Here is a 21916-nt window from a genome sequence, read left to right as displayed (position 1 = left end):
TTATTTAAGTGAAATGATAAAATATCATTAGAGGTGAGCAAAATGAGAACTATAAAGACTAGAAAACAGGGAAATTCAGTGATGCTTTCAGTACCAAAAAGCTTTGGTATCAAGGAAGGAGTAGCTACTATCCCGCGTATAACAAATAATGGTATATTTTATGAATTTGTTGATAATGATGATTTTTTTGATTTTGATACAGATATTCTCAAAGACTTGGTAAGTCAAAATTACTCTGGCCAAGAATTAATTGATAAGTTTCTAGAAGCCAAAAAAGCGATTCCAGAAGCAATTAATAAGTTAGCACAAGATGCAGAGCCAGAACCAATTATGACCAAAGAGGAGCTTGAAAAAGAAGTTGGCCTATAAAGTTAAATTGAGTAGTAATTCAATCAAAGTTCTTAAAAAAATTAAGAATAGGCAATTAAAGCAAAAATTTATTGATAAGATATATAATGATATTGCGATTACCCCTTATAGTGGAACTGCCAAAAAAGGTGATCTAGTTGGTATTTATGCCGTAGGGTTTAACTATGCTAAAGTTAGTTATCGCATTGCTTATAAAATAGATCAAGACGAAGTAATAGTTATCATACTTTTAATCGGCTCACATGAAAATTTTTATCAAAAATTGAAGAACTTAATCTAAGGATTGATGTGAATCCTGAAATTAAGCAATGTCATTAAGTTAAGCCAAAAAGAGTCTGGGAAAAAACTAGACACTAACAAGCAAAAAATCCGTTAGAACCTTTAAGTTCTAGCGGATTTTTCATATACATTTTTGCCTTGCCTTGATATTATTAATTCAGTACCAAAAATAAAAAGGTGGGCTTTTCATGTATCAAAATTATATCGCAGGTCAAACTGCTTTAACACTCAATTTAGATTTTTCTATTCCTAAAAATCATCTGCTCAGGTTATTAGCACTTTTGTTGATTCTATTCCTGACAAGGTACTATTAGAAGACAAGTCAGTTACTGGTCGGCCGGCCTATCATCCAGCTATGATGCTTAAAATTTTGCTTTTTGCTGGCGGCAAGCATATTTCATATCACACAATCAATAACTTTAGGTCTAGTAAACATGCCAATCAGTTAATTAAACAGTCTTTTGTCTATTTTACTAACCTCCTGCAGGCAGAAGGCTTAATTAAAAAAGATGCCATCTTTATTGATGGGACTAAAATTGAAGCTGATGCCAACAAGTATACTTTCGTTTGGAAAAGAGCAGTGGAAAAATTTCATGCCAAATTAAAAACTAGTGCAATTAAACTTTATGATGAACTGATTCAAACAGAAGTAATCCAAGCGATCACGGAAGAAGAAGCCCAAACTAGTTATGGTCTAGCAATGATTGCCAGACAAACAGAAGCTACCACTAAGCAATTAGATAAAGAAATCGCAGCTGAGCCCCAAACCCCGCTTGGGGGTTCAACTAAGAAACGCCAAAGACGCAGTCTTAAAAAGGTACTGCATAAGTTGCGTAAGGATTTGATCCCCAGATCAAAGTAATATCAGCTTTTATTTTAAAATATTGATTTAATGTTTACAAAAATCATTTTAAATATAAAAACTTTAATCCTTTTCAAAGATCTATACCATCAAGGATATAATCATCAGTTAAATTCAAGTTAGGAAAAGCGACTTTTTCTTGTTTTAATACATCTTCTATAGGTCTACCATCAAGTAAATTGACTAAAGTTCATTAGGCTATTTAAACTCTTTGGTAATGCCGACTTGGGTGTCAATTCGAAAAGTTTCATCATTTAATTTATAGATTGGATATATGGATTTGATTCTTGGACGATTGTATTTCATTATAAATGTTTTCCTTTATAAAAATTTAATTAAAAGCCGAGGTCTTAAATATAGATCTCGGCTAATATTATATATTAATGATGATTTAACAGTTTAGAAGAAAATCCAACCAATTTTAGAGTCGGTAAATGTGGAGATGTGATCAACTTTAACGTTTGCACTCATTTCTAGAGACCTCCTTTATCATAAACTTACTTAGATGATTATTATTAAGTTTTCTGACTTAATGATATTATTATAAGTTATTAATTAAAAATGAGAATAGATATATTTTAAAGAGGGTAATCATGACATTTAAAATACGCTAATCCGTTTAAAGTCGGTCTATACATTATTATGTCTATTCTGAATTCAATGCAGGCTGTTTTCGTTGCCTACATGTTGAAACTATTCATTTCATACGCCGAGAAACCTCAAGGCAGTTTGTTAAAGTTAACCACAACTGCTATCTGTGGTTAACTAATTTTTGGCTTGATTGGAATTATTTATCAATATTTATATTCCAAAATTATTGCCGACGTTAACATTAAAATTAAGGAATTGTCTTCTAATTATCTGGTTAAGTCTCGTCGCAGAATTGACTATTATTTTTGATGTTATTCAGTTTATGGCGCCAATCGTGTCTGCTTTCCTTGCTTCATGGATCATTGCCCTCATCTTTGTGGTTGCGTCTTTTGTACCCGCAATTTTGCAAGGAATTATTGGTCCACTGATTGCCAAAAAGTCGGGAAAATGGGGAAAGACCAACAGCCACTACACTGAAACTGTTACTGAGACGGGCATCGGTGCTAATATTGCCAATAACAATATAGTTTCTGGTTTATCTCTTTTCACTAGTAGTACCTCTTGATTTTAATGACTATATATATTACTGCCAAATCCAAACCCGCTACTTAGAGCATCTCTCCGTCCTTGTGCCATAACATGACCAACAGTTTCCCAGGAAGGTCTAGTGATAACGTATTCATCAGGTTTCTGTGCGGCCTTAACAGCTTGCTTTGTTTCAACCAGCTTATATAAGTCCACAATTGCAACACGCCTTTAAACTCTATCAAAGTGGTACGACTGATACTGCTGTCAGCAAGGTAACTGGAATTAATCGTGTTACGTTTACTAGATATAGAAAAAAGTTTGGAATTAAGTGAAGAATACAAGGGCTGTACCAATTAAATAAAGTTATTCAGATTAATTTTGGTAGCTTTATTTTTGTGCAATAAAAATTCTCACAATGAGTACATATGTCGATAATACATATACTAATATATATTATAATGATCAAATTATATCTTTGCTATATTATATATATAAATATTAGTCAATTTTATTAGCAATATTTTTTAGTTAAATTGCTTTTAGAGTCTTATTCTTAAGTAAATATCGTGTGAATTGTGCTTGCTGGACTTCCTGCGCATCATAATAATGAGCAACTTCAATAACTGTGCAACTTAAGCCATAGATGATTTCATTTATTTTAGCTGTCGTTTGCGGATCTAAATTCGATGTCGCTTCATCGATTAGAATAATTTTTTTGTTAAACAGTAAAGCTCGCGCAATCTCAACTCTTTGTCTTTGTCCACCTGATAAATCTTTACCATCTTCACCGTAAGTTTTATTTAAGGCGTCTTGGCCAAGTTCTATAAGTAATCCAACTTTATCTAATACAGCTAAACAAGCATCATTTGAAAAATCTTGTCCCAATGTCAGATTAAATCGTAAAGTATCATTAAATAAATTCGGACTCTGCTTAATGTAGGCAATCATTCCAGAATTAAGAATATTGGCTATTTTATCTGATCCATCTTTTAAATAAATTTTACCGCTAGTGGGGCTGACAAAACCTTGAATCAAATTAAGCAAGGTTGATTTACCAGCACCTGACGCTCCAGTAATTAATATTTTTTTACCATAAGGAATAAGTAAATTTAAATTAGCAATAATTGTTTTACCGTTAGCATAAGTAAAGTTGACATCATCAAAAACAATTTTAGGTTGTGCTTTTTCTAAACCCTTTGGGGCATTGCCAAAACTAATTACTTGTTCTTTCAAATTTTCACGAATATTTTGCGTCGTTTTCATTTTATTGAGATATTCAGATATGCTGCTAAGCGGTGCTACAACACGATCACTAGCCATAAAAATGGCAATCAAAGATGCCGAGGTAATGTTTCCTTTAATGATCAAGAATACCCCGACGCTAATCGGGAAAATATAACTAATAACTGATAAAAATGCTCCAACAAAAAATGCTGCTGCTTGCCAATTATTCATTTTTAAATAAGCGATTTCAGTTTTATTTAAATAATTGTCAGTATCTTCATACATTGTTTTTTCGGCTAAGTATGTTCTGATTGTATTCTTTCCCTTAAATAAATCAGTTACCTTGCCCAAAAAAGTGCTACTGTTGTTTTGCCAATTTGCAGAAGATTTAGTCAAAATCTTACTAAACAATTTTGGTGTTAACATCGGTAGTAGTGAAAATATAATAACCAAAAACCCGATTGGAATACTCAAACTTAATATATAAATTACTGAGACCAGCGCCATTAACAATGATGAAATCAAATCAAACAATAAATTAAAGTAATTGGTTTCGAGCAACTTAAAGTCATTAAAAATTTTAGAAATATTTTTCGCTGTATCATCCATAAAATTAGCATTAACGACCTGCTGATAAATAAAATTATGTTTTATCTTTAGGTTCATTTGCTTAATTGCTGTATTAATTAATATTTTCTTCAAAGCCTTAGTTAAGTAAACAATTGTCAGAGCCAATAAGCTTACTCCCGCGTAAGTTAAAAGCTGCTTTACCGTCGAATTACGATTAAAGTTAGCAATATTAGAAAGCACCTGTGCTAATACTACACCATCAAATGATGAAATAAGTGTTGTAATGAAAATTGCAAGCAGTAACCATTTAGGTAACCACTTAACGATGGTTTTAAAGTTCACTATATTTACCTACCTTAACTTGTTTTTAATATATTTATTTTATAATGATTTAATAATTTTGTAAATATTTAATTAAAAAATAATAAATATTTACAAATATAATATGTTATAAAAATATTATTAAATTTAATCTAATTATAGAATCTTTTGTTTATAGAAAAAGAGGTAAAGATTATGAATAATCCCGATGTATCTTTACAATGTAATTTGAAATTCTAGATCAGTTGAATAGTGCAAGTAAGGAATTGATTACGGGTCACGTCAAAACTGAAATAATGATTGTTAACGAAAAGAGGCTCCTGTTTCTGTTTGTTTTGGAGTATAAAAATGATGATGTAAAAAATATTAAATCAGAAGTAATTAATACTATTAAAAAATATCTTGAAGATAATATTATTGCTTCTAAAGACCTAAGTTTAAATTCTAATCTAATTATAGAGTATGATTTAGAAGAAAAATTTGACATAAAATTATCAAATAATATGCAAAATTACGATATTTTACTTTTGGTTAATAAACTAGCACAGTATATAATTCTATGAAAAATTAATAAATTATATAAAAAATTATAAAACACTAAATTACAGGCAGGCTTATCAAATGATTAGCGACTTACTTTATTTGTTGAAATTCTAGTTTTTTTCAAATGTTAAATATTACTAAGAAGCTCATAAAGAGTAATTATAACTATTTAGTGGAAATTCAAGATTACTTTCTTACTTAATAAAAGCCACAGGGAAGAAGACGTTCGTTAATTTTAATAATATGATATTATTGTTAAGTATTTGATTTAAAATAATAAACTTAATATATTCGTATATAATATTTAATAAAATTTAAACACATGCAGGAGAATATTGAATATGACTAATTTACTTGAAACAAAAAATCTGGTTAAAAAGTTTAAGGACCAACTGGTTTTAGACGGAATAAATTTACATATTCCAGAAAATAAAGTTTATTGTCTTTTAGGACCTAATGGAGCAGGTAAAACCACTTTAATGAAAATTTTAACGGGAATGATCCCGGCGTCAAGTGGTCAAGTCGAATTTGCTGGTCATGAATGGACAAGATCTGACTTAGCTAAGATTGGTTCATTAATTGAAAATGCTCCTTTATATAGCAATCTGACTGCTAAAGAGAATTTACAGGTAATTTGTCGTTTACGCGGTACAAGTGCAAAAGAAATTCCCGGTATTTTACAAACCGTTGGTCTTAACAATACTGGAAATAAATTAACGAAGAATTTTTCTTTAGGAATGAAAGAACGGTTAGGAATCGGTTTAGCTTTAGTTGGACATCCTAAACTTTTGATTTTAGATGAGCCTACTAATGGACTAGACCCACTAGGTATCCAACAGTTACGTAATTTGATTGCTGAATTCAAGCAGAAAGACATCACAATCATTATTTCTAGTCACATGCTCTCAGAAGTAGAACATCTAGCTGATAATATTGGTATTATTGGTGGAGGTAAGCTCCTTTTGGAACAGCCATATGATCATGAAATTGATTTAGAAAAACTGTTTAATTCTACTTTGGAAAAGGCTGGTGTTATGTATGCTTAAAGCTTTAAAAATTGAAATTTTTAAAACCAAAAGAACAATTATTAGACCTATAACAGTGCTTTTTCCCCTTTTGGTTATGGTTTTCACCATTCTTTTTTTTGATTCTACTGGTTATGTGCTTGAAAGTACGATTAATCAGTGGAGCTTTCTCTGGCTTAATTTATATTTAGCCTTGATTATTGGTCTGATTGATCGTCATGAAAAAAATAGTACGGAGTATAAAATAATTTTAAGTTCTCCCACTAATTTGTTTGCTTATGAATTAGGAAGAATCTTGCATGGTGTGCTGCTGTCACTTGTTGTTAGTCTGGTTTTAGGCGTTTTTCTGCTGTTAACCGGTCTGATTAGTCCGGTTAGGGTTGGAATTATGCCCTGCCTAACAGCAGTCGGGGGACTTTTTTTAACAACTATCTGGGAAATCCCCCTTTATACGTGGTTAAGCAGAATATCTAACCTCTACGTTACTGTTGGGCTAGTCTTTATCGGTTCTATGATTGGCATATATTGTGTAACTACCTTTTCTTGGGGCCAAGTTTTGCCATATAGTTGGTCAGATCTTTTTCCAGTGGCACTGATCAAATTACATATTAATGGCACTCCCATAAAAATTAGTGAAGTTGTACCTAATTCTTCTTGGACTATTTTTGCTTCAATTGGCTTATTTATTATTTTCAGTTATTTGGCATCTTATTCATTTCAAAAGCAGGTGATAAAAAATGCTTAAACAAATTTGTGGTGCGGAAAATGTCAAACTACGGCGCAGCATGCTGCTCTACCTACATCTAATTGCTTTAATTTTCCTCCCTATTATTTTTGGCTGGTATTATGGCAGTCGTAAAAATCTATCCAGTTCAGAAAATATGATTAATATATTTAATACTTTTTTAGCACTTGCTTCGCCGCTTGTGATTAGCATTGTCGTGTGCCTAGTCTATGATCGAGAGAAGAAGGCGGGGGACTTTAAAAATTGGCTAACCGAACCGATCAGCAGAGGCAAAATAATAGCGGGGCAATTGTTTTATTACTGGCTGCTGTACGTAATTGAAATTATCGGCACGAATTTAATTTATTATCTAATCTTGACTTTTGGTTTCAAAGTGGTTGGCATTTCTTTTATTAAATTATTGCTTACTAGCATTGCCATGGCGCTTTTAGGCTTTTTGCAGTATGAGCTTGCTGAAGTGACTGCAATGAAGTGGAACGTTGGTGGTAGTTTAGTTTTAGGCTTCTTTGGCTCAGTAATTGCAATGTTGGCTACAACTTCCTTATTTGATTTTATTTGGCCAATCATTCCTTGGGCATGGCAAAGCCGTTTGACCGTCTTTTGGCTGCCTAACATTCCGCTTGCTTACCAAAAAGTAGCTGCATTGACTTATGTTGTACCCGTTTTGTTAACCATCATCTTAAGTTGGATGATAATACGCTACTTTAACCATTGGCAAGAAAAGGCAGAATAATGAAGTAGAGAAGTTTTTGAATGTATTGCAGTAAACTTCATAGTTTTTGATATTTTACAAAAAAAGTAGGAATTCATTATAGTATCATAAAAACTATTGTCTTTATGATTTTAGAAAAGAATTTAAAATGAAAAAATTAGTTAGAGATAAAATACCTGAATTTGCTAAAGAGGCTAGTTATCGTTACCTAACACATGACGAAATTGAGCCAGCTTTAAAGAAAAAATTAGTGGAAGAAACTAGCGAAGTAGTTAATGCAACCAGTGAAACCAACTTGGTTGAAGAGCTTGGTGATGTTTATGAAGTTTTAAGAGCTTATTTAGACTTTAAGGGGATTGACCAAGAACATTTTTTAAAGGTAGTTGCCCAAAAACGAGCAGAAAAGGGCGGCTTTACAGAATTTATTGAGATGGAAGCTAAAAAATTTGGCTGAACGGTTTCCTTTGAGGTTTTCACCACGATTCGATGAATTGTAAAGCTGTATAAAAGATAATCAAATTGTATCTATATAAATTAGGTTATCAATTTAATAAGTAAAAATGTTTACTTAATAGAGGAGGATGCAAATATGATTGGCAAAGTGAGCAGAGCTCTTTGGGGAATTATAGTTTCATTGTTTTTTATATTTTTACCAAAAATATCGGCAAGTTTACCATATAAAACTAGGCAAATGCTTAATATTATTTTTGGTTTTGAATATTGGAAACAGTTATTGCCACTATTTTTAGGTAAGTTTTGAAAGTTAAACAACTTTTTGCAGTTGCAGGAATTGGATATTTAGGATAATTTAATTCCAATTAATATGGAACAAATATATATTTGAAAATAAAAAGTTAGACATTTTGTTATTAACAGTAAATTTAAGACAAAAGCATTTTTGAATAACGGTGATGTTAAAATTAAAAACTCTCAAATGTTAGGCAATAGTACATTCCAAACTGTAAATGGTGATTTCAAAATGATTAATCCTTTTATCTCGCTTCTCATTTGTAGTAGATAAGGCTCCAACACATAAAATATATTAATTATTAGATAAGTCCTGAAAATTACTTAATTTTCAGGACTTATTTTTTATCGGAAATTTTATTATAAAGGTAAAAATATATGTAGCCAAGGCAAGTTCAGCTAAACCCAAAATTTTAGTAACAAGCTGACAAAGTTGAGAGCAGAATTGGCTCACTTACTATTTCTTAACATGAGTATGGTAAGAAAACTAGTCCAGTAACTAAAAATTATATTCCTAAATAGGAAAATCCTATAAATTAAATATTTCATATTAATTGGTATTTATTTGTTCTTTTGTTTTCTATATTTCTTAAAAGCAAGTTGCATATTACTTTGTTCCAGTATATTATATCTGTATTACAGTATAACGATTTATAATGTAAAATGAATTTAAGTTATTTTAAAGGATCAGTTGAAAAATGAACCAAGTCAATGAAAGAATACTTGAAATCAATAATGTGGATACTTATATAGGAAAAGTTAAAATTATAAAAAATGTTTCTTTAAAGATCAAAGCAGGTGAAATAGTCGGACTAATTGGGCCAAATGGAGCAGGGAAAACCACGATCATGAAAAGCGTTTTAGGTTTGACGAAGTTTACTGGTAGTATCATCGTTGGTAAGCGTCCAGTCACTGAGACTAGTCATAGGGCTTTAGAAAGGGTTGGCGCTTTGATTGAGCATCCAGCTATCTATCCATTTTTAACAGGAAGACAGAATCTAGAATTATATGCCCGTGATAAAAGAGATCTAACTCAATTGGTTTCCACTTTGCAGATGGATTCTTATATTAATAATAAAGCTAAGGGTTATTCCTTAGGCATGAAACAGAAATTAGGGATTGCAATCGCTTTACTTAATCACCCTCAGTTAGTAATTTTAGATGAACCAATGAATGGCCTAGATATTGAAGCTACCATTGGCGTGCGCAAGTTAATTAAACGCTACGCCAATCAAGGAACAGCTTTTCTTATTTCGAGTCATGTTTTAAGTGAACTACAAAAGATCATGACTCAGGTGGTACTGATAACTTCAGGTAAAATTATTGTTAACCAACCAATTGAGGAATTTAATAAGACTAGTAAACAAAAATACAAAGTGCTCACGGAAGATAATAATCGAGCAATGCCGGTGCTGCAGAAAGAAAAGATTCCGTTTACTCTCAAGGATAATTTCTTAGTTGTAGATCAAAAAAACATTTTTGCTATTCAGGATATGCTTTTGAAAAATAACATCCACATACAAGAAATACTGCCATTAGAAGCCAACTTTGAGGAACTTGTCGTTAACATTCTGGACCGAGAAAGAGGTAAGGAAGATGGGCGTTAGTCTTAAAGGAGAGTTCTATAAGTTTTACCACCAAAAGGTTGCAATGTATGGAGTGGTGACCATGCTTGTCTTGATGGTCTACAGTGCGTTAACAACGAACATTACCAAGAATACGTTGGCATTTGGTTTTGGATCAGTTGAATGGATACCAATTATTCTGATTGCCGTTGGGTCTGCATTTTTTGCCATGGAATACAGCAATAATACGATTATTATGCTAATCTACAAAAATTCAAGCAAACTCAAGATTTATCTGGCCAAGTTCATTGTTATTTTTGCTTATGGCTTTATACTGACAATTGGTGGTATTCTATTCACTTTTATATTGAATTGGCTTTTGGTGCCTGGTAAATTTAGTTGGAGCGCAACTTTTCATGCACATACATTGAGAGACGCTCTTATGCTTAATATGTTGGGTGAAGTAATCTACTCTGTTTTCATCATTGGGTTATCCTTCATGTTGACCATGCTTGTTAAAATCAATGCAGTAGTAATCTGTGTTGGCTTAGCTCTAGCTTTTTTTGGCGCCAGTCTTTCAGCTGGCCTGATGTCGTCTCTGCCATCACTAGTTAAGATTATTAAGTGGAACCCGCTTAATATGATTTTTATTTCCCAGCAGTTGACCAGAAGTTCAATTATTCTTAAATCAAATTTGACTAACATGCAATTGATTGTGGCTACGTTGATTTATGGTATTCTGTTTGCGATTATAGGCTATTACCTGTTCAAGAACCGACGGGTTTAAATTATAAGATGGAGAATAAATGATGTTTTATAGTATCAAACAAGAATTTTATAAGTTACGTCACAAAAAAATAGCTTGGATTGCTCCTATAATTTTATTAGTATTAATGATCTTGGCAGGCTATGCTCTGAGTGGTGAAGAAAACAAACTGTTATTGGTACTGTGTTTTGATGCACCTGATTGGATTATGTTTATACTGGTTGTGATAGGTGCTACGACCTTCTCGATGGAGTTTCAGAATAATGCTATCTTAACTCTGTTATATAAAGCCACTAATAAGGTCTATGTTTATTTAGCAAAGTACATTGTACTGTTTCTGTATGATGTCTTTTTGCACTTACTGGCATTAGTTTATACCGCTTTTTTGCATTATACGCTGTTTCGAACTTCAGCAGTGTGGACAATAACCTATTTGTATGGTCAGTCAATTTGGGAAAACATGCTTACAGGATTCGTAATTGATTTAGTGACGACAATGTTAGTCATAACGGTCGTTTTCTTACTGTCTTGTTTAATTAATAATAATGCCATTGTAGTTACTATCAGCTTCTTGCTAGTGTTCATGGGGCAAACTATTTCTAGTAACCTGTTAAATTCAAATAAGTTTGTCAATGTGATGAGATGGAACCCGTTAAATATGCTTAATTTAACTCGCCAGTTCGGCAATTACTCAATGTATGTTGAAACAACTCACCTGAATAATAATCAAAACCTTATCGGGTCAATGTGTTACATTATCATTTTCTTTATTCTAGGTTATCTGATCTTCCGTAAAAAACGCTATTAGAAGATACTATATGCAAGTAATGATTTCTTTGTTTTTCAAGCTAAATATAAAGTGTTAGTGTTTGTTATTTGAACAGAAAGAATTACCTGACGACCTAGTTTTAATGGATAACGTTACTAAGTCATTTGAACATTATAGCGATAGACGTAACCATGATAGAGAGCAATTTGCCCTAATTAAGATCTTATTACAACGAAAAACTTGATAGCTTGTGATATAGCTGATCAAGGTGTCAAGCTAGCAAATTTGGGTCTAAATTTAACCCTCCGTAACTTAGAAAATTGCTTGGTTAGAACAGTTGCTAGAACTAAGCTTTATCAAAATGTCACTTTTAACGAAATATTAGTTGTGTTTACGGCTGTTTAGGCTTTTGTTATACTAATTGTTTTTATTATATTTGACAACCCCATATAATAATGTTTAAATATTATTAAATTATTAATTTTAAATAAAATTTACATCAAGAAGTATAAGATAATAAAGATGAAATATAAAAAAATAACACAACTAACTCAAGCAAATGCAGACCAGATTGCTAGAAAATGGCATTATAGTGGACAGTATGATTTTTATGATATGGAAAATGATCCCGAAGATTTTGAAGAAATAACTACTTCAAAGTTACGAGGAAATAAGTATTATCAGGTTTTAGATGATAAAGATGAACTTGTGGGGTATTTTTGCTTAGAAAGATTGTCAGAGGAAAAGGTGGAAATTGGTTTAGGATTGAGACCAGATTTAACTGGACAAGGGTTAGGGTTAAGTTTTGTAAAAGAAATCGAAGCATTTGTACAAAAAAATTTCAATTATAAAATGATTCTTCTGTCAGTGGCTAGCTTCAATAAACGTGCAATTAAAGTTTATCAGAAAGCAGGATTTAAAAAAGAAGATTCTAAAATGCAAAAATCAAACGATGGGGTATATGAATTTATTAACTTAACTAAAAAAATGGAGGATTGTAAATTTGGTAAGTCCAATGTGGACATCTAGTGGCTATTCAATATCAATAATAGCAACCGTATGGATTGTTATGATAAAAGATACTTTGAATAACCAAAGAGATACTGGCTTGCTATATTGCTTGATTTTATAAGGTTAAGGTCCGGCTATTAGTTTTGAAATCATGAATCGTAATTGCCATACTCGATAAATTGCTCAAGTAGTACAGGGAAAAGCGGTCTTTTGGGATGCTCAGTGCGCAATGCAGCTTAAGAAAAACTTAGGCTGTTTTTTTATTGATCCAATTTCACAAACTTATTTTTTTACTTAGTTTTACGGGCTTTTTTGCTTACTTACGATAAATACACATTTTATAAAAATAAGCTTTTTAAAAATTCTGAATATAAAATATATAATTGATTGTTGGAGTCTGTATATTTGTTGGAAATTCTTTGATAACTGAGTATTTCATATTAATTGGTCCTTTTATATAGAGATTTAAAGATCAATGTAGTTGTAAAAATCAGTAAACTTATAAATATCATATATATATAAATATTGGATAATTTGATTAAAATTGAGCCAATTGAAGAATTAAAGACTAAAAAACAGCCCATTACAACATTTTGTAATGCCACATAATCCATTATATGATCTTTGTTTCGATCTTGGTATGAATATAAGGAAAATAGTTTAATCCACATGTAAATCATTCTACTTGCTGCCATCGAAAATATAAAGAATGCAACGTTATGAAATAAAGAGGCGGCAACTAAAAATACAAAAATAATTAATGAACACAGTGATAGAGCTTTGCCAGTAAAGTCTTTTTCTATTACGTCATCAAATTTTTTAGAAAGTATACTAGCTACAAATTCAGCTAAAGTCATTAAAAAAACAAATACAGAGTAGCCTATCCCTAGCTTATTGTTATTTAAATTAATGTATGAAATTGCATATGAATCAGAGAAACCGATTACTAAATTTAAAACCCCAACAAGCAATATTAAGCATATGCTTTTATTAAAGGTAAAAGTTTTCTTTTTTTCTATATGTGGAGTCTTATGCTCCTTTTGTAAATTACGTATGAAATTAATAGGAAGAATCAATATTCCAGAAACTAAAGTAAGAACTGCATCAAGTAGTAAAACCTCCCGATTGCTAATGATTTTGGTCAATATCATATAAGTGGGTATAACCAGTAATCTGGCAACTGACGACCAGGTGTTCGTATTTTTGTTAAAAAGTTTTAGAGCCGTTTTACCTTTGACTACATTAACTACTAAATTTTGATAGTTTAAATCACTCGCAATGGCAAGCATTTGCTCACTAAAAACTAACAAAAGCAGAAGGACAACATTAGTGGCTAAGAACATTAATACAAGTAAGATAAATCGCAACATTTCGGTAAATATAATTAATTTTTTTGAGTTAAACTTTGAAGAAATATTTGAAATTAGGTTGCTAAAAATAAGATTAGGTAAAGTATATGATGCAGATAATAAGCCTAAATAAATCGGGTCATGTGAAACCGAAAAAACAATAAGAACAATAACGAAATAGTAAAACCAATCGCCAGTTTCATTGAGTACTTTACTAATTAGTAATAAATTCTTACTTTTCATTTTTCAGTCTCCTTAAGTATTCTTCGCTGTAGTCATCGATTAGAGCATGATATTCCTGAAAATCTTTATATGTTAATCTTTGTAAATTGCTTTCCATGTATTCCTTTAATACTTGGTATTTAAATTTGCTTACATCTCTACCTTCTAATCTAGAAATCATTCTCCTAGCATACTTGTCGATAATAAATATTGGCTGATCAAAAATATATAGCAATATAACGTCAGAGGTTTCATTTCCAATACCTTTTATATTCATTAGACTTGTTTTTAAGGTTTTTGGAGATAACGTTTTTTTCATTTTGTTAATATCAAATCCAAACGATTCAAAAAAAAGCAAAGAATTTTTTATAGTTTTTGCTTTAGCATTGTAAAATCCACTTGGTTTGATTAATTTTTTAACACTTCTAAATTAACATTAAGCAATATATCAGGTTTAAAACCGGTTTTTTCTCTCAAATTAGCAAGTGATTTTTCTGCATTTTTCCAATTAGTATTTTGTACTAAAATTGCTCCAACTAAGGTTTCCCAATCACTATCCGAAGGCCACCAATATTGCCTTCCATATAGTGTAATCATATCATTGAATACTTGATAGTAATTTATGTATATCACATCCCTCTTAAGAAAACGATTACAATTTATATTTACTTATTGTATTGTAACAAAAATAAAAAATAAATGAAATATTAGCTTGGAAATCAATAGGTGAAATAGGTTTGAATCAGTATATAACGGGTTGACACATATCAAGATGGTAAAACTCACTTAATTGAACAGTTTAAGCAGAGAATTCATTTATTTATCAAGAATTAAATAAATAGAGAATTGTAAATTGGGTAAGTCCAATATGGACAACTAATGGCTATTTAATATCAATAAAATAATTACTTAAACCTGTTAATTAATACTATAAATTTTTCAAAGTTGAAAGATTTCAATAATAAAACCTCGAAATTGCTTTAATTTCGAGGTTTTATTATTTTAGTTTCATCACTTTTAATTTATGATTACTTTACTATAATTATTATTCATTTAATAAATCACCTGGATACTTTCCAATTAATAGCACTGGTGTTTCAGCCATTGTTCCCCGCTTAATGAATTGCTTTAATTGCTTAATTGACGTTAACGCAATTTTTCTGTTTTGACCAGTTAATCCAGCAGCCAAAGTCTCTGCTCGACTTAATAACTTTTTTGTTGGTTTTCCGTTATCTTTTGCGTGCATTACACTTAATTCCGCCTTGATTAGTGGTTGCAGATCTTCATTAAGCAAATTTTTATTGTAAATAGCATTCACATATGTAGTATAGCCTTTATATTTACCATCTTTTGATACAAGATTGACAGATATACCATTATGAATTACATTAACATTTTTAACTTTGAAAAGTGTATTCTGGTTGATTATTTTTTCCAGTGTATTTTTGCTATAAGATGTTCCATTATTTTTATATAATGCTCCCTTTTGCGCATTCGGTAATTTAAATACATATCCAGCATTAGCTAGCTTTTTGGACCATTTTTTTTCGGTATGCCAGTTTGATTTATGCGAAGATGTAGTGGCAGAAACACTAATTGCTGGAGAAGTTACTAAAGCTGTAGTACATAAAAGTAGTGATGTTAAAGCAACTTTAGTAGCATTTTGTAAATTCATTTTCATTTTTAATACCATCCATTCTTTAAATGAAATAATTTTTATATTATATAATATATTATACTCCGGTAAAAAGTATTATATATTTTTAAGTTGTTTTTTATAAAATGCTACAGCTCTATAATGAAAACCTGACACAGTCAAGTTGATTTTTTAAATAGTATTATGATTTTTTGTTAAATAATTGTTATACTGGTATATAAATTATTGAAAAAGGAGAAGAGTAAATGAACAAATTTTGGAAAAAATCAATATTAGGGTTATTGGCAATAGGAGTGTTTACTACCACTCAAGTAGCTAACGTTCATGCTGATAATGTTAATTTTCATAATACTTCAGCTCTCTCACCAAATAGTAAGGGAACCAATTTAGAAAAAACAACTACTGCTAATAAGTCAAACGGGAATAGTCTTAACCAAACTCCACTGACGAAGAATAGTTATCTGGTTGTTTCATATTTACCAAATAAGTCTATTCATCCTTATACAAGAAATAATACGAACCAATTTAAACGTAATGGTAAAGTAATTAAAAATGGAACTACATTAAAAGCTTATACTATGATTAAGAATGGAAATTCAACTTATTATTATGTTGGTAAGAAGCAATGGGTTAATTCAAAAAATGTAATTAAATATGTTTTGAAACATACCCGCTATAACGTTCTTAAGAACAGTCCCAAGTCCCAGCAATACTATACAAGCCAATATTTCCCAGTATTTGCTCCATGGGGGTGTGCTTCTAGTGCACTATCAATGTTAATGAAGTATGATGGTACCTGGAACAAGGTTTCTGGCGCAACTGATACGGCTAAATTAACTTACATGCAAAACAATTTGCCACGAAATAGGGCAACTGGTGGCCAAGATGGAGATCCTTATACTGGTAAAGGTTTTACTAGGGTTATCCTTTCATATTGTTTAATGAACTATGCTCATCAATTGGGGGACAAAAAGATTAAAGACGTATCGGGAATTTCAATGAATAACTTGAAACAACTAGTATTGGCAAATCATCCGGTTCTCTATTATGGGTATTCTTCATATAATGGTACAGGCGCAAGAAATCATGCTAAAGTTATTTTCGGCTACAGTAAAAAGAGCGATCAATTTTTAGTTCATGATCCGCTTTATCAAGCTAAACGTTTTTATAAAGGCGGCGGTGGTCGGAATAAGTATGACTTAGGGCCGATTTCTTGGGTAAAGGCAAGCAGTGTAAAGAGTGAATTCGCTTATAAAGGTGGCAATAACGCATTAACTATAAAATAATTATATTAACAAAATGTCTACAGAGAAAATTACTCTGTAGACATTTTTGCTATTACAATAAGTAAAAATTGCTTATTGCTAAAGTGTTTTTTCTAAGATACAATACTATATATAATATAATATCGATAAAAGTGATTTTAAGTTCGTAAAAAGGAGATATTATGAAAAAATTCTATAAAATTTGTGGAGTGATAATATTTATAGGAATAATTTTACTAGTTATTGGTAGGATAAATCATGGCAATAAAAGTATTAGTGGCGTTCATTCTGGTTTTTTTACTGGTATTAATAATGTATCTCATCATAAAAAAGAAGATAGATATCACTATAAAACGATTAATACAGCTAGTTTTACCAAAGTTAAATTTTCTGCTTTTCAGTCAGACGTCAGAGTTACTTTAGGTAAAAAATATCAAGTAAAGATAAGTGGTTCAAATATTAAAAATATTGAAGCAAAGGTAAAAAACAAGGAATTATTTATAACGGATCAAAATGATCCATCCTATGATGATTGTGATATTGTGATTACCGTTCCTCAAATAAATTCTGTAAAGGAGGTTTCGGGGTCAAGTTCTGATGGCGATATTTTATTGAATGACTTAAATATTCCCCAAATAGATTTAAAACAAGATACAGGGGATTTAGTTCTAAAAGAAATAAATACTAGAAATGCTCAACTCTTTTTGGACTCGGGAGATTTAAAAATTTTAAATAGTAGATTTAAAATAAATGCATCTTTACAAGATGGAGATACCAAAATATCAGATTCTGAAATTATAGGAGATAGTTATTTCAAAATGCAAGATGGTGATTTTAATATGACTAGCTTACAAGAAATTTCTTCTGACTTTTATGTTAATTCAGATAGTAAGATTTCTTATAAGGGAAAAACTAAATCACTTCATTACACACATAGCGATCCCAGCTTGCCCAAACTTAAAGTTGTTTGCCGAGATGGAGACATAAATATCGCTTAATTTATAAAAATTATAATCATTAAAAGGCTATACTTAAATGTCAAATTTAAGTATAGCCTTTTAAGTTAAGAAAGCGAATAAAATTATTTTAATCACTAGATTTAGTAGTGTAATACCGTTTGGTAAAAAGCTTTTTACCTAAATAACGCATAAATATAGTCAGTTTTGTAATTAACATATTAACAAATTTTGCCATTAAAGGAGATAGAATAAATACAATCCCAACACAAATTACAATACGTCCAAGATGAAAGCAGCCGATTGCCCAATTGCTTGTAAATAATAGAGCGATCGATTTAATCAATATAGTACCAAAGACAACAATAAAAGCAATGACTACTGCTATAAAGGCTATCAAAAAAGCGAAGCAAACGGCACAGATTATGAAAAGTATAAATAATAGTGGTATGCCAATTGGAGCAGCAAATAATCCCATAAGAATATACCATATTCTTTTTAAATTTGAATTTGTTTCGTGTTGACTATCTTTGGGGATATCTGAAATGGAATAATCAGCTAATATTTTGCGAGCTAATTGTTTCGGAGTTCCTAATTCGCTTTCTATCGTGGATCTTCTCACGAAATCACCATCTAGTAAAAACTCTCGGTAAAATTCGACAACGTCTTGACGTTCTTTCGCTGGGATATCTGACAAATAATGTTCTAATTCAGAAATATAATCATTGATTGTATCATTCATTTTTCTCTCCTAATACCTATCAAGTAACAATACTAAATAATGACTTCAGTATTTAGAAACAATTTATATTTTCTAATATTATATATCAAATACCATTAGAGTTTAAAGAAAAAATTTAAAATAATTTACTTGAGAATTTGACAAAAGCATGTAGGATATCAAAAATAACCATTAGCTCTTCTGAACTAATGGTTATTAAAAAACTAATTATGTCTAGTATTATCTTATTATTGTTGATTAAACCGAATTTCGGTTTGCCTTAAATCGACTGTGTATGTTGTGTCTTCAAGTGGTCGTTTGGTCATGCCTTGATCAGTTGAATAAATTATTAGACATAAGCGACTTTGAACTGGTAATTTGTAGTAAGTTGGTTGCAATTGAAATTCTAAGTCATAAAACTGATTAGGTTCAATTGCACTTGGCTTTTTCAAATCAGCATAATTTTGCAAGTTCATGTGCCCCTTAGTGATTAATTTAGCTGGCGTTACTTTATCGGGCATAAATTCTTGCAAGGTATCGGTTCCAAAACGATAGCCTAATTCTTGACCTTTAGGCATAATAAAGCGGGGAGTAGGAGATAATCGTTTGCGGTCGCCCAATTCTACGAGGGCAACTGATAATTGTCCTTTATTAAGACTAGATGAAACTCGCACTTTTATTGTTGGTCGCCCAACTATGGTTACCGGGTGAATAAATTCTTCGGTTGTAAAACGAAGACTTGGTTTAGACCACTTTTTGTCGCCACTAATAAATTGGTTTTGCCAATCTCTTTCAGAGATTTTAGCCTTTTTAAATTCTTGCCCTCCGACATCGGTAAAAGCAAGTTGCTTTTGGCCATTGCCATCTTTTTGTAGTTGACCATCGTCGGTTGGATAATAAATTGATTCATGGCCGCAGTCATTGCTCCAGTCTTGTTCTTCGTGCCACTTGTCAGCTTCTAAGTTGTCTTGAATCATTACCTGTGGCCATTTTGCATACGCATGATTTTCAATACCTAGCAATTCATGAACAAACCATAAATTCATCAAGTCGGTAAAATCAATTGAAACCAAGTTATTCATATTGTAGTGTGGTCCTTGATGTAAAAAGAGGTGATGTTCAATTGGTAAATTTTTGACTTTTTGCCAGATTTTATAAACGTTTTTGGGCTTAACGTTCCAGTCATTTAAGCCGTGCACACTAATCCATGAACATTTAATTTGATCAGTATGATGACGGTAATTGCGGGCATCCCAGAAGCTCGAATATTGTCCAGTTGCACGATCGGCTTTTTCTAAAAGTTTTTTCTGCATTGCGTCATATTTTGGTTTAATTTTGAGATAGGCACCGGCATCCCAGAGATTAGACTGACAGGTCTCGGCTAGCATATCTAAATCTTCTCCTTGACAAGCCTCAGGAGCAATAACTAAACCATGTTCGCGATAATAGTCATACCAAGAAGAAATGGCAGCTTCAGATACGACAGTTTTTAACCCAGTTACACCTGTTGTAGCAAGTGCAATTTGTAAAGTCCCTAGATATGATCTTCCTGTCATTCCAATATTGCCATTACACCAATCGGCCTTGGTTTCGTGCTTTCTAGTGCGGTCAGTATAAGCAATCCGATCGCCATGCAACCATTCGATAATTGCTTTGGCACTTTCAGTTTCTTCAGGAGCTCCTGTAATGCGTAAGCCGTCGCTGCCACGAGTGCCAATCGCTCCGGCTACGACACTGGCAAAGCCGCGAGCTAGCATATATTCATTTAAAGTGTATGGTGCTTTATTTAATGCTCGTTCGGAGGAAGTTGCTACTTCTGCACTATTATTAGATGGCTTTGACGCTTTAAGCCGCATGGCTGGTTCATATTGTGGATTATGCCAGATAGTCGCATCAGTCAAATTTTCATCAACATTGTGATTACGCTTTTCATTAGCAATTACACCGCCAAAATAAGGATCGGCAGTATAAAGCGCAGGGATAGGTAATTTAGCACTTTCAATAGGTCTAAAAATAGTTGTTTGCAATAAGTCAGTTTGCCCATCACCATCTGTGTCAAGGTCACATTCAACGTAGACTACTTCCCGGATGACTTTGCTGGTATCAAATACTGGTTGACTTTTGCCATTGAATAAAACAAATTCGTTTTTGGGTAATTCATTTCGGCGGTCATAAAAATATCCCTTTCCAGCCATGACATCAATCAGGAGCTGACCATTTTTGGCACGAGTGTTCAAAAGCCGATAAAATGCTTCAATTAATTCAGAACAATTTTCTATCTGGTTTACGATTGGCAGGGCATTTTTTTGCATAAATTTTAAGGGATTATCTAAATCATAATCATACTGAACGTGATAACCCAATAGTTGTAAAGCAACATTGTAAAATTGCTCAACTGAAATTTTTTCCGGTTTATTAGTTAGAAAATCTGTCAAGGTGTGGTTGGTCGATACGGCAAATTCAGTTAATTTAGCTTTTCGAGCATCTTCATCATGTGGATTAACCTCAGCTAAAACATTTTCAACCATCTTAGTCAGTAGTTCACTGAAAGTTAGTTGTTCAAAATTTGCTGGCAAGAATTTGATTTTAAGAAGTTCTTTAATTTGAGTTTCATAGTCAGTTTCAACATAAGCGTATTGATTATATTTCATATAATTCTCCTTTTTATTTATCTATTTTACATGTTCTAATTAAGTTATGAAAGAAGCATTTCAAAATAAAAGCAGGCAATCATGCCTGCTCATTTAGCCAAGTCTTTTGATAAAGATCTTCATTAAATCCACATGTTAAATTCTGCTTGCTAACTACAAGCGGACGTTTAATTAATTTACCATTTTGGGACATCATCTCGGCGGCTTCCGAAATCAACATCGCACTAACTTTATCTTTGAGTTGCAGTCGCTGATAATCTTGACCGTGTGTATTGAAGAAATACTTTAAACCGCGATCTTGGTACTTAGTTAGCCATTTAATCAGCTCATTTTTGGTTGGTGGCTGTTCAACCAAGTCTTGAAAGTCGATTTTGACATGATGGTCAGTTAACCATTTTTGTGCACTACGCGATGTTGAACAACGCTTGTAACCATAAAACTTAATCATTTTTATACCTCTTTTTGTAT

Annotated in this window: 24 protein-coding genes and 2 pseudogenes; 17 read left to right on the top strand and 9 right to left on the bottom strand. The window is 31.7% G+C overall.

Going from position 1 to position 21916, the window contains the following annotated elements; all coding sequences use genetic code 11:
* The first annotated feature begins 42 nt into the window (after positions 1–42).
* The 4 genes and pseudogenes from F5ESL0228_RS05580 (at position 43) to F5ESL0228_RS08330 (ending at position 2666) form a co-directional block, all read left to right on the top strand.
* Positions 43–369, top strand: a complete 327-nt coding sequence (locus F5ESL0228_RS05580; protein ID WP_122018486.1) for a toxin-antitoxin system — start codon at positions 43–45, stop codon at positions 367–369.
* Positions 359–649: a type II toxin-antitoxin system mRNA interferase toxin, RelE/StbE family gene (locus F5ESL0228_RS05575; protein ID WP_122023218.1), complete on the top strand. Its 291-nt coding sequence runs from the start codon at positions 359–361 to the stop codon at positions 647–649. The genes F5ESL0228_RS05580 and F5ESL0228_RS05575 overlap by 11 nt, the downstream gene beginning before the upstream one ends.
* Positions 650–836: 187 nt before the next feature.
* A pseudogene (locus F5ESL0228_RS05570) lies at positions 837–1507 on the top strand (transposase); the annotation flags it as partial.
* A 928-nt stretch (positions 1508–2435) separates the two neighbouring features.
* Complete coding sequence (locus tag F5ESL0228_RS08330) at positions 2436–2666, top strand: hypothetical protein (protein WP_158592498.1); 231 nt, start codon at positions 2436–2438, stop codon at positions 2664–2666.
* 2 nt (positions 2667–2668) lie between these two features.
* Here the strand turns inward: F5ESL0228_RS08330 and F5ESL0228_RS08325 are convergent, their stop codons facing one another.
* Positions 2669–2842 (bottom strand): hypothetical protein, encoded by a 174-nt coding sequence (locus F5ESL0228_RS08325; RefSeq protein ID WP_158592497.1) that lies wholly within the window; start codon positions 2840–2842, stop codon positions 2669–2671.
* Here F5ESL0228_RS08325 and F5ESL0228_RS08495 point away from each other — a divergent pair.
* Positions 2839–2961 (top strand): annotated as a pseudogene (locus tag F5ESL0228_RS08495) (recombinase family protein); the annotation flags it as partial. The gene F5ESL0228_RS08325 and the pseudogene F5ESL0228_RS08495 sit on opposite strands and share 4 nt — an antisense overlap.
* A gap of 196 nt (positions 2962–3157) precedes the next feature.
* Here F5ESL0228_RS08495 and F5ESL0228_RS05555 read toward each other — a convergent pair.
* Positions 3158–4765, bottom strand: a complete 1608-nt coding sequence (locus F5ESL0228_RS05555; RefSeq protein ID WP_122023123.1) for an ABC transporter ATP-binding protein — start codon at positions 4763–4765, stop codon at positions 3158–3160.
* 224 nt (positions 4766–4989) lie between these two features.
* Here F5ESL0228_RS05555 and F5ESL0228_RS05550 point away from each other — a divergent pair, with 224 nt between their 5' ends.
* The 10 genes from F5ESL0228_RS05550 (at position 4990) to F5ESL0228_RS05510 (ending at position 12645) form a co-directional block, all read left to right on the top strand.
* Positions 4990–5307 carry a hypothetical protein gene (locus F5ESL0228_RS05550; RefSeq protein WP_158592496.1) on the top strand — a complete coding sequence of 106 codons (318 nt, stop codon included), beginning with the start codon at positions 4990–4992 and terminating at the stop codon, positions 5305–5307.
* A 321-nt stretch (positions 5308–5628) separates the two neighbouring features.
* On the top strand, positions 5629–6333 hold the full coding sequence (locus F5ESL0228_RS05545) for a lantibiotic protection ABC transporter ATP-binding subunit (protein WP_122023121.1): 705 nt from the start codon (positions 5629–5631) through the stop codon (positions 6331–6333).
* The gene (locus F5ESL0228_RS05540; RefSeq protein WP_122023120.1) at positions 6326–7057 is read left to right on the top strand and encodes a hypothetical protein; all 732 of its coding nucleotides are present in this window, start codon (positions 6326–6328) and stop codon (positions 7055–7057) included. The genes F5ESL0228_RS05545 and F5ESL0228_RS05540 overlap by 8 nt, the downstream gene beginning before the upstream one ends.
* Positions 7050–7790 carry an ABC transporter permease gene (locus tag F5ESL0228_RS05535; protein WP_122018474.1) on the top strand — a complete coding sequence of 247 codons (741 nt, stop codon included), beginning with the start codon at positions 7050–7052 and terminating at the stop codon, positions 7788–7790. Before F5ESL0228_RS05540 ends, F5ESL0228_RS05535 begins: the two co-directional genes overlap by 8 nt.
* A 127-nt stretch (positions 7791–7917) precedes the next feature.
* A complete protein-coding gene (locus tag F5ESL0228_RS05530; RefSeq protein WP_122018473.1) occupies positions 7918–8223 on the top strand; it encodes a nucleoside triphosphate pyrophosphohydrolase in 306 nt (101 codons plus the stop codon).
* A gap of 135 nt (positions 8224–8358) precedes the next feature.
* The gene (locus F5ESL0228_RS08320) at positions 8359–8529 is read left to right on the top strand and encodes a hypothetical protein (RefSeq protein WP_158592495.1); all 171 of its coding nucleotides are present in this window, start codon (positions 8359–8361) and stop codon (positions 8527–8529) included.
* Between the two features lie 706 nt (positions 8530–9235).
* Positions 9236–10123 (top strand): ABC transporter ATP-binding protein, encoded by an 888-nt coding sequence (locus F5ESL0228_RS05525; protein WP_122023217.1) that lies wholly within the window; start codon positions 9236–9238, stop codon positions 10121–10123.
* Entirely contained in the window at positions 10113–10868 is a 756-nt protein-coding gene (locus F5ESL0228_RS05520) for an ABC transporter permease (RefSeq protein ID WP_122023119.1), read from the top strand. The genes F5ESL0228_RS05525 and F5ESL0228_RS05520 overlap by 11 nt, the downstream gene beginning before the upstream one ends.
* 22 nt (positions 10869–10890) lie before the next feature.
* On the top strand, positions 10891–11655 hold the full coding sequence (locus F5ESL0228_RS05515) for an ABC transporter permease (protein ID WP_122023118.1): 765 nt from the start codon (positions 10891–10893) through the stop codon (positions 11653–11655).
* A gap of 483 nt (positions 11656–12138) precedes the next feature.
* Positions 12139–12645 carry a GNAT family N-acetyltransferase gene (locus tag F5ESL0228_RS05510; protein WP_122023117.1) on the top strand — a complete coding sequence of 169 codons (507 nt, stop codon included), beginning with the start codon at positions 12139–12141 and terminating at the stop codon, positions 12643–12645.
* Positions 12646–13067: 422 nt separating this feature from the next.
* On the opposite strand, the gene F5ESL0228_RS05505 is transcribed toward F5ESL0228_RS05510, so the two are convergent.
* From F5ESL0228_RS05505 to F5ESL0228_RS05490, 4 genes are all read right to left on the bottom strand, one after another.
* Positions 13068–14219, bottom strand: coding sequence for an MFS transporter (locus tag F5ESL0228_RS05505; protein WP_122023116.1), 1152 nt, complete (start codon positions 14217–14219; stop codon positions 13068–13070).
* Positions 14209–14517: a hypothetical protein gene (locus F5ESL0228_RS05500; protein WP_147441428.1), complete on the bottom strand. Its 309-nt coding sequence runs from the start codon at positions 14515–14517 to the stop codon at positions 14209–14211. Before F5ESL0228_RS05500 ends, F5ESL0228_RS05505 begins: the two co-directional genes overlap by 11 nt.
* 89 nt (positions 14518–14606) lie before the next feature.
* Entirely contained in the window at positions 14607–14795 is a 189-nt protein-coding gene (locus tag F5ESL0228_RS05495; RefSeq protein WP_147441427.1) for a hypothetical protein, read from the bottom strand.
* A 448-nt stretch (positions 14796–15243) separates the two neighbouring features.
* Complete coding sequence (locus F5ESL0228_RS05490; protein WP_122023113.1) at positions 15244–15879, bottom strand: hypothetical protein; 636 nt, start codon at positions 15877–15879, stop codon at positions 15244–15246.
* 221 nt (positions 15880–16100) lie between these two features.
* Between F5ESL0228_RS05490 and F5ESL0228_RS05485 the strand changes: the two genes are divergently transcribed.
* Together F5ESL0228_RS05485 and F5ESL0228_RS05480 are read left to right on the top strand one after the other, a co-directional pair.
* Positions 16101–17141, top strand: coding sequence for a C39 family peptidase (locus F5ESL0228_RS05485; RefSeq protein WP_122023112.1), 1041 nt, complete (start codon positions 16101–16103; stop codon positions 17139–17141).
* Positions 17142–17302: 161 nt separating this feature from the next.
* Positions 17303–18118, top strand: coding sequence for a DUF4097 family beta strand repeat-containing protein (locus tag F5ESL0228_RS05480; RefSeq protein WP_122023111.1), 816 nt, complete (start codon positions 17303–17305; stop codon positions 18116–18118).
* Positions 18119–18206: 88 nt separating this feature from the next.
* On the opposite strand, the gene F5ESL0228_RS05475 is transcribed toward F5ESL0228_RS05480, so the two are convergent.
* The 3 genes from F5ESL0228_RS05475 to F5ESL0228_RS05465 form a co-directional block, all read right to left on the bottom strand.
* Positions 18207–18818: a DUF1700 domain-containing protein gene (locus tag F5ESL0228_RS05475; protein WP_122023110.1), complete on the bottom strand. Its 612-nt coding sequence runs from the start codon at positions 18816–18818 to the stop codon at positions 18207–18209.
* A 227-nt stretch (positions 18819–19045) separates the two neighbouring features.
* On the bottom strand, positions 19046–21448 hold the full coding sequence (locus F5ESL0228_RS05470; RefSeq protein ID WP_122023109.1) for a Xaa-Pro dipeptidyl-peptidase: 2403 nt from the start codon (positions 21446–21448) through the stop codon (positions 19046–19048).
* Between the two features lie 79 nt (positions 21449–21527).
* On the bottom strand, positions 21528–21896 hold the full coding sequence (locus tag F5ESL0228_RS05465; protein ID WP_122023108.1) for a Spx/MgsR family RNA polymerase-binding regulatory protein: 369 nt from the start codon (positions 21894–21896) through the stop codon (positions 21528–21530).
* Positions 21897–21916 lie beyond the last annotated feature (20 nt).

The sequence above is a fragment of the Lactobacillus sp. ESL0228 genome (assembly GCF_003692825.1).
In the GTDB taxonomy this organism is placed as follows: domain Bacteria; phylum Bacillota; class Bacilli; order Lactobacillales; family Lactobacillaceae; genus Lactobacillus.
The sequence above is the reverse complement of the archived record's forward strand: the minus strand, read 5'-3'. Positions and strand labels throughout refer to the sequence as shown.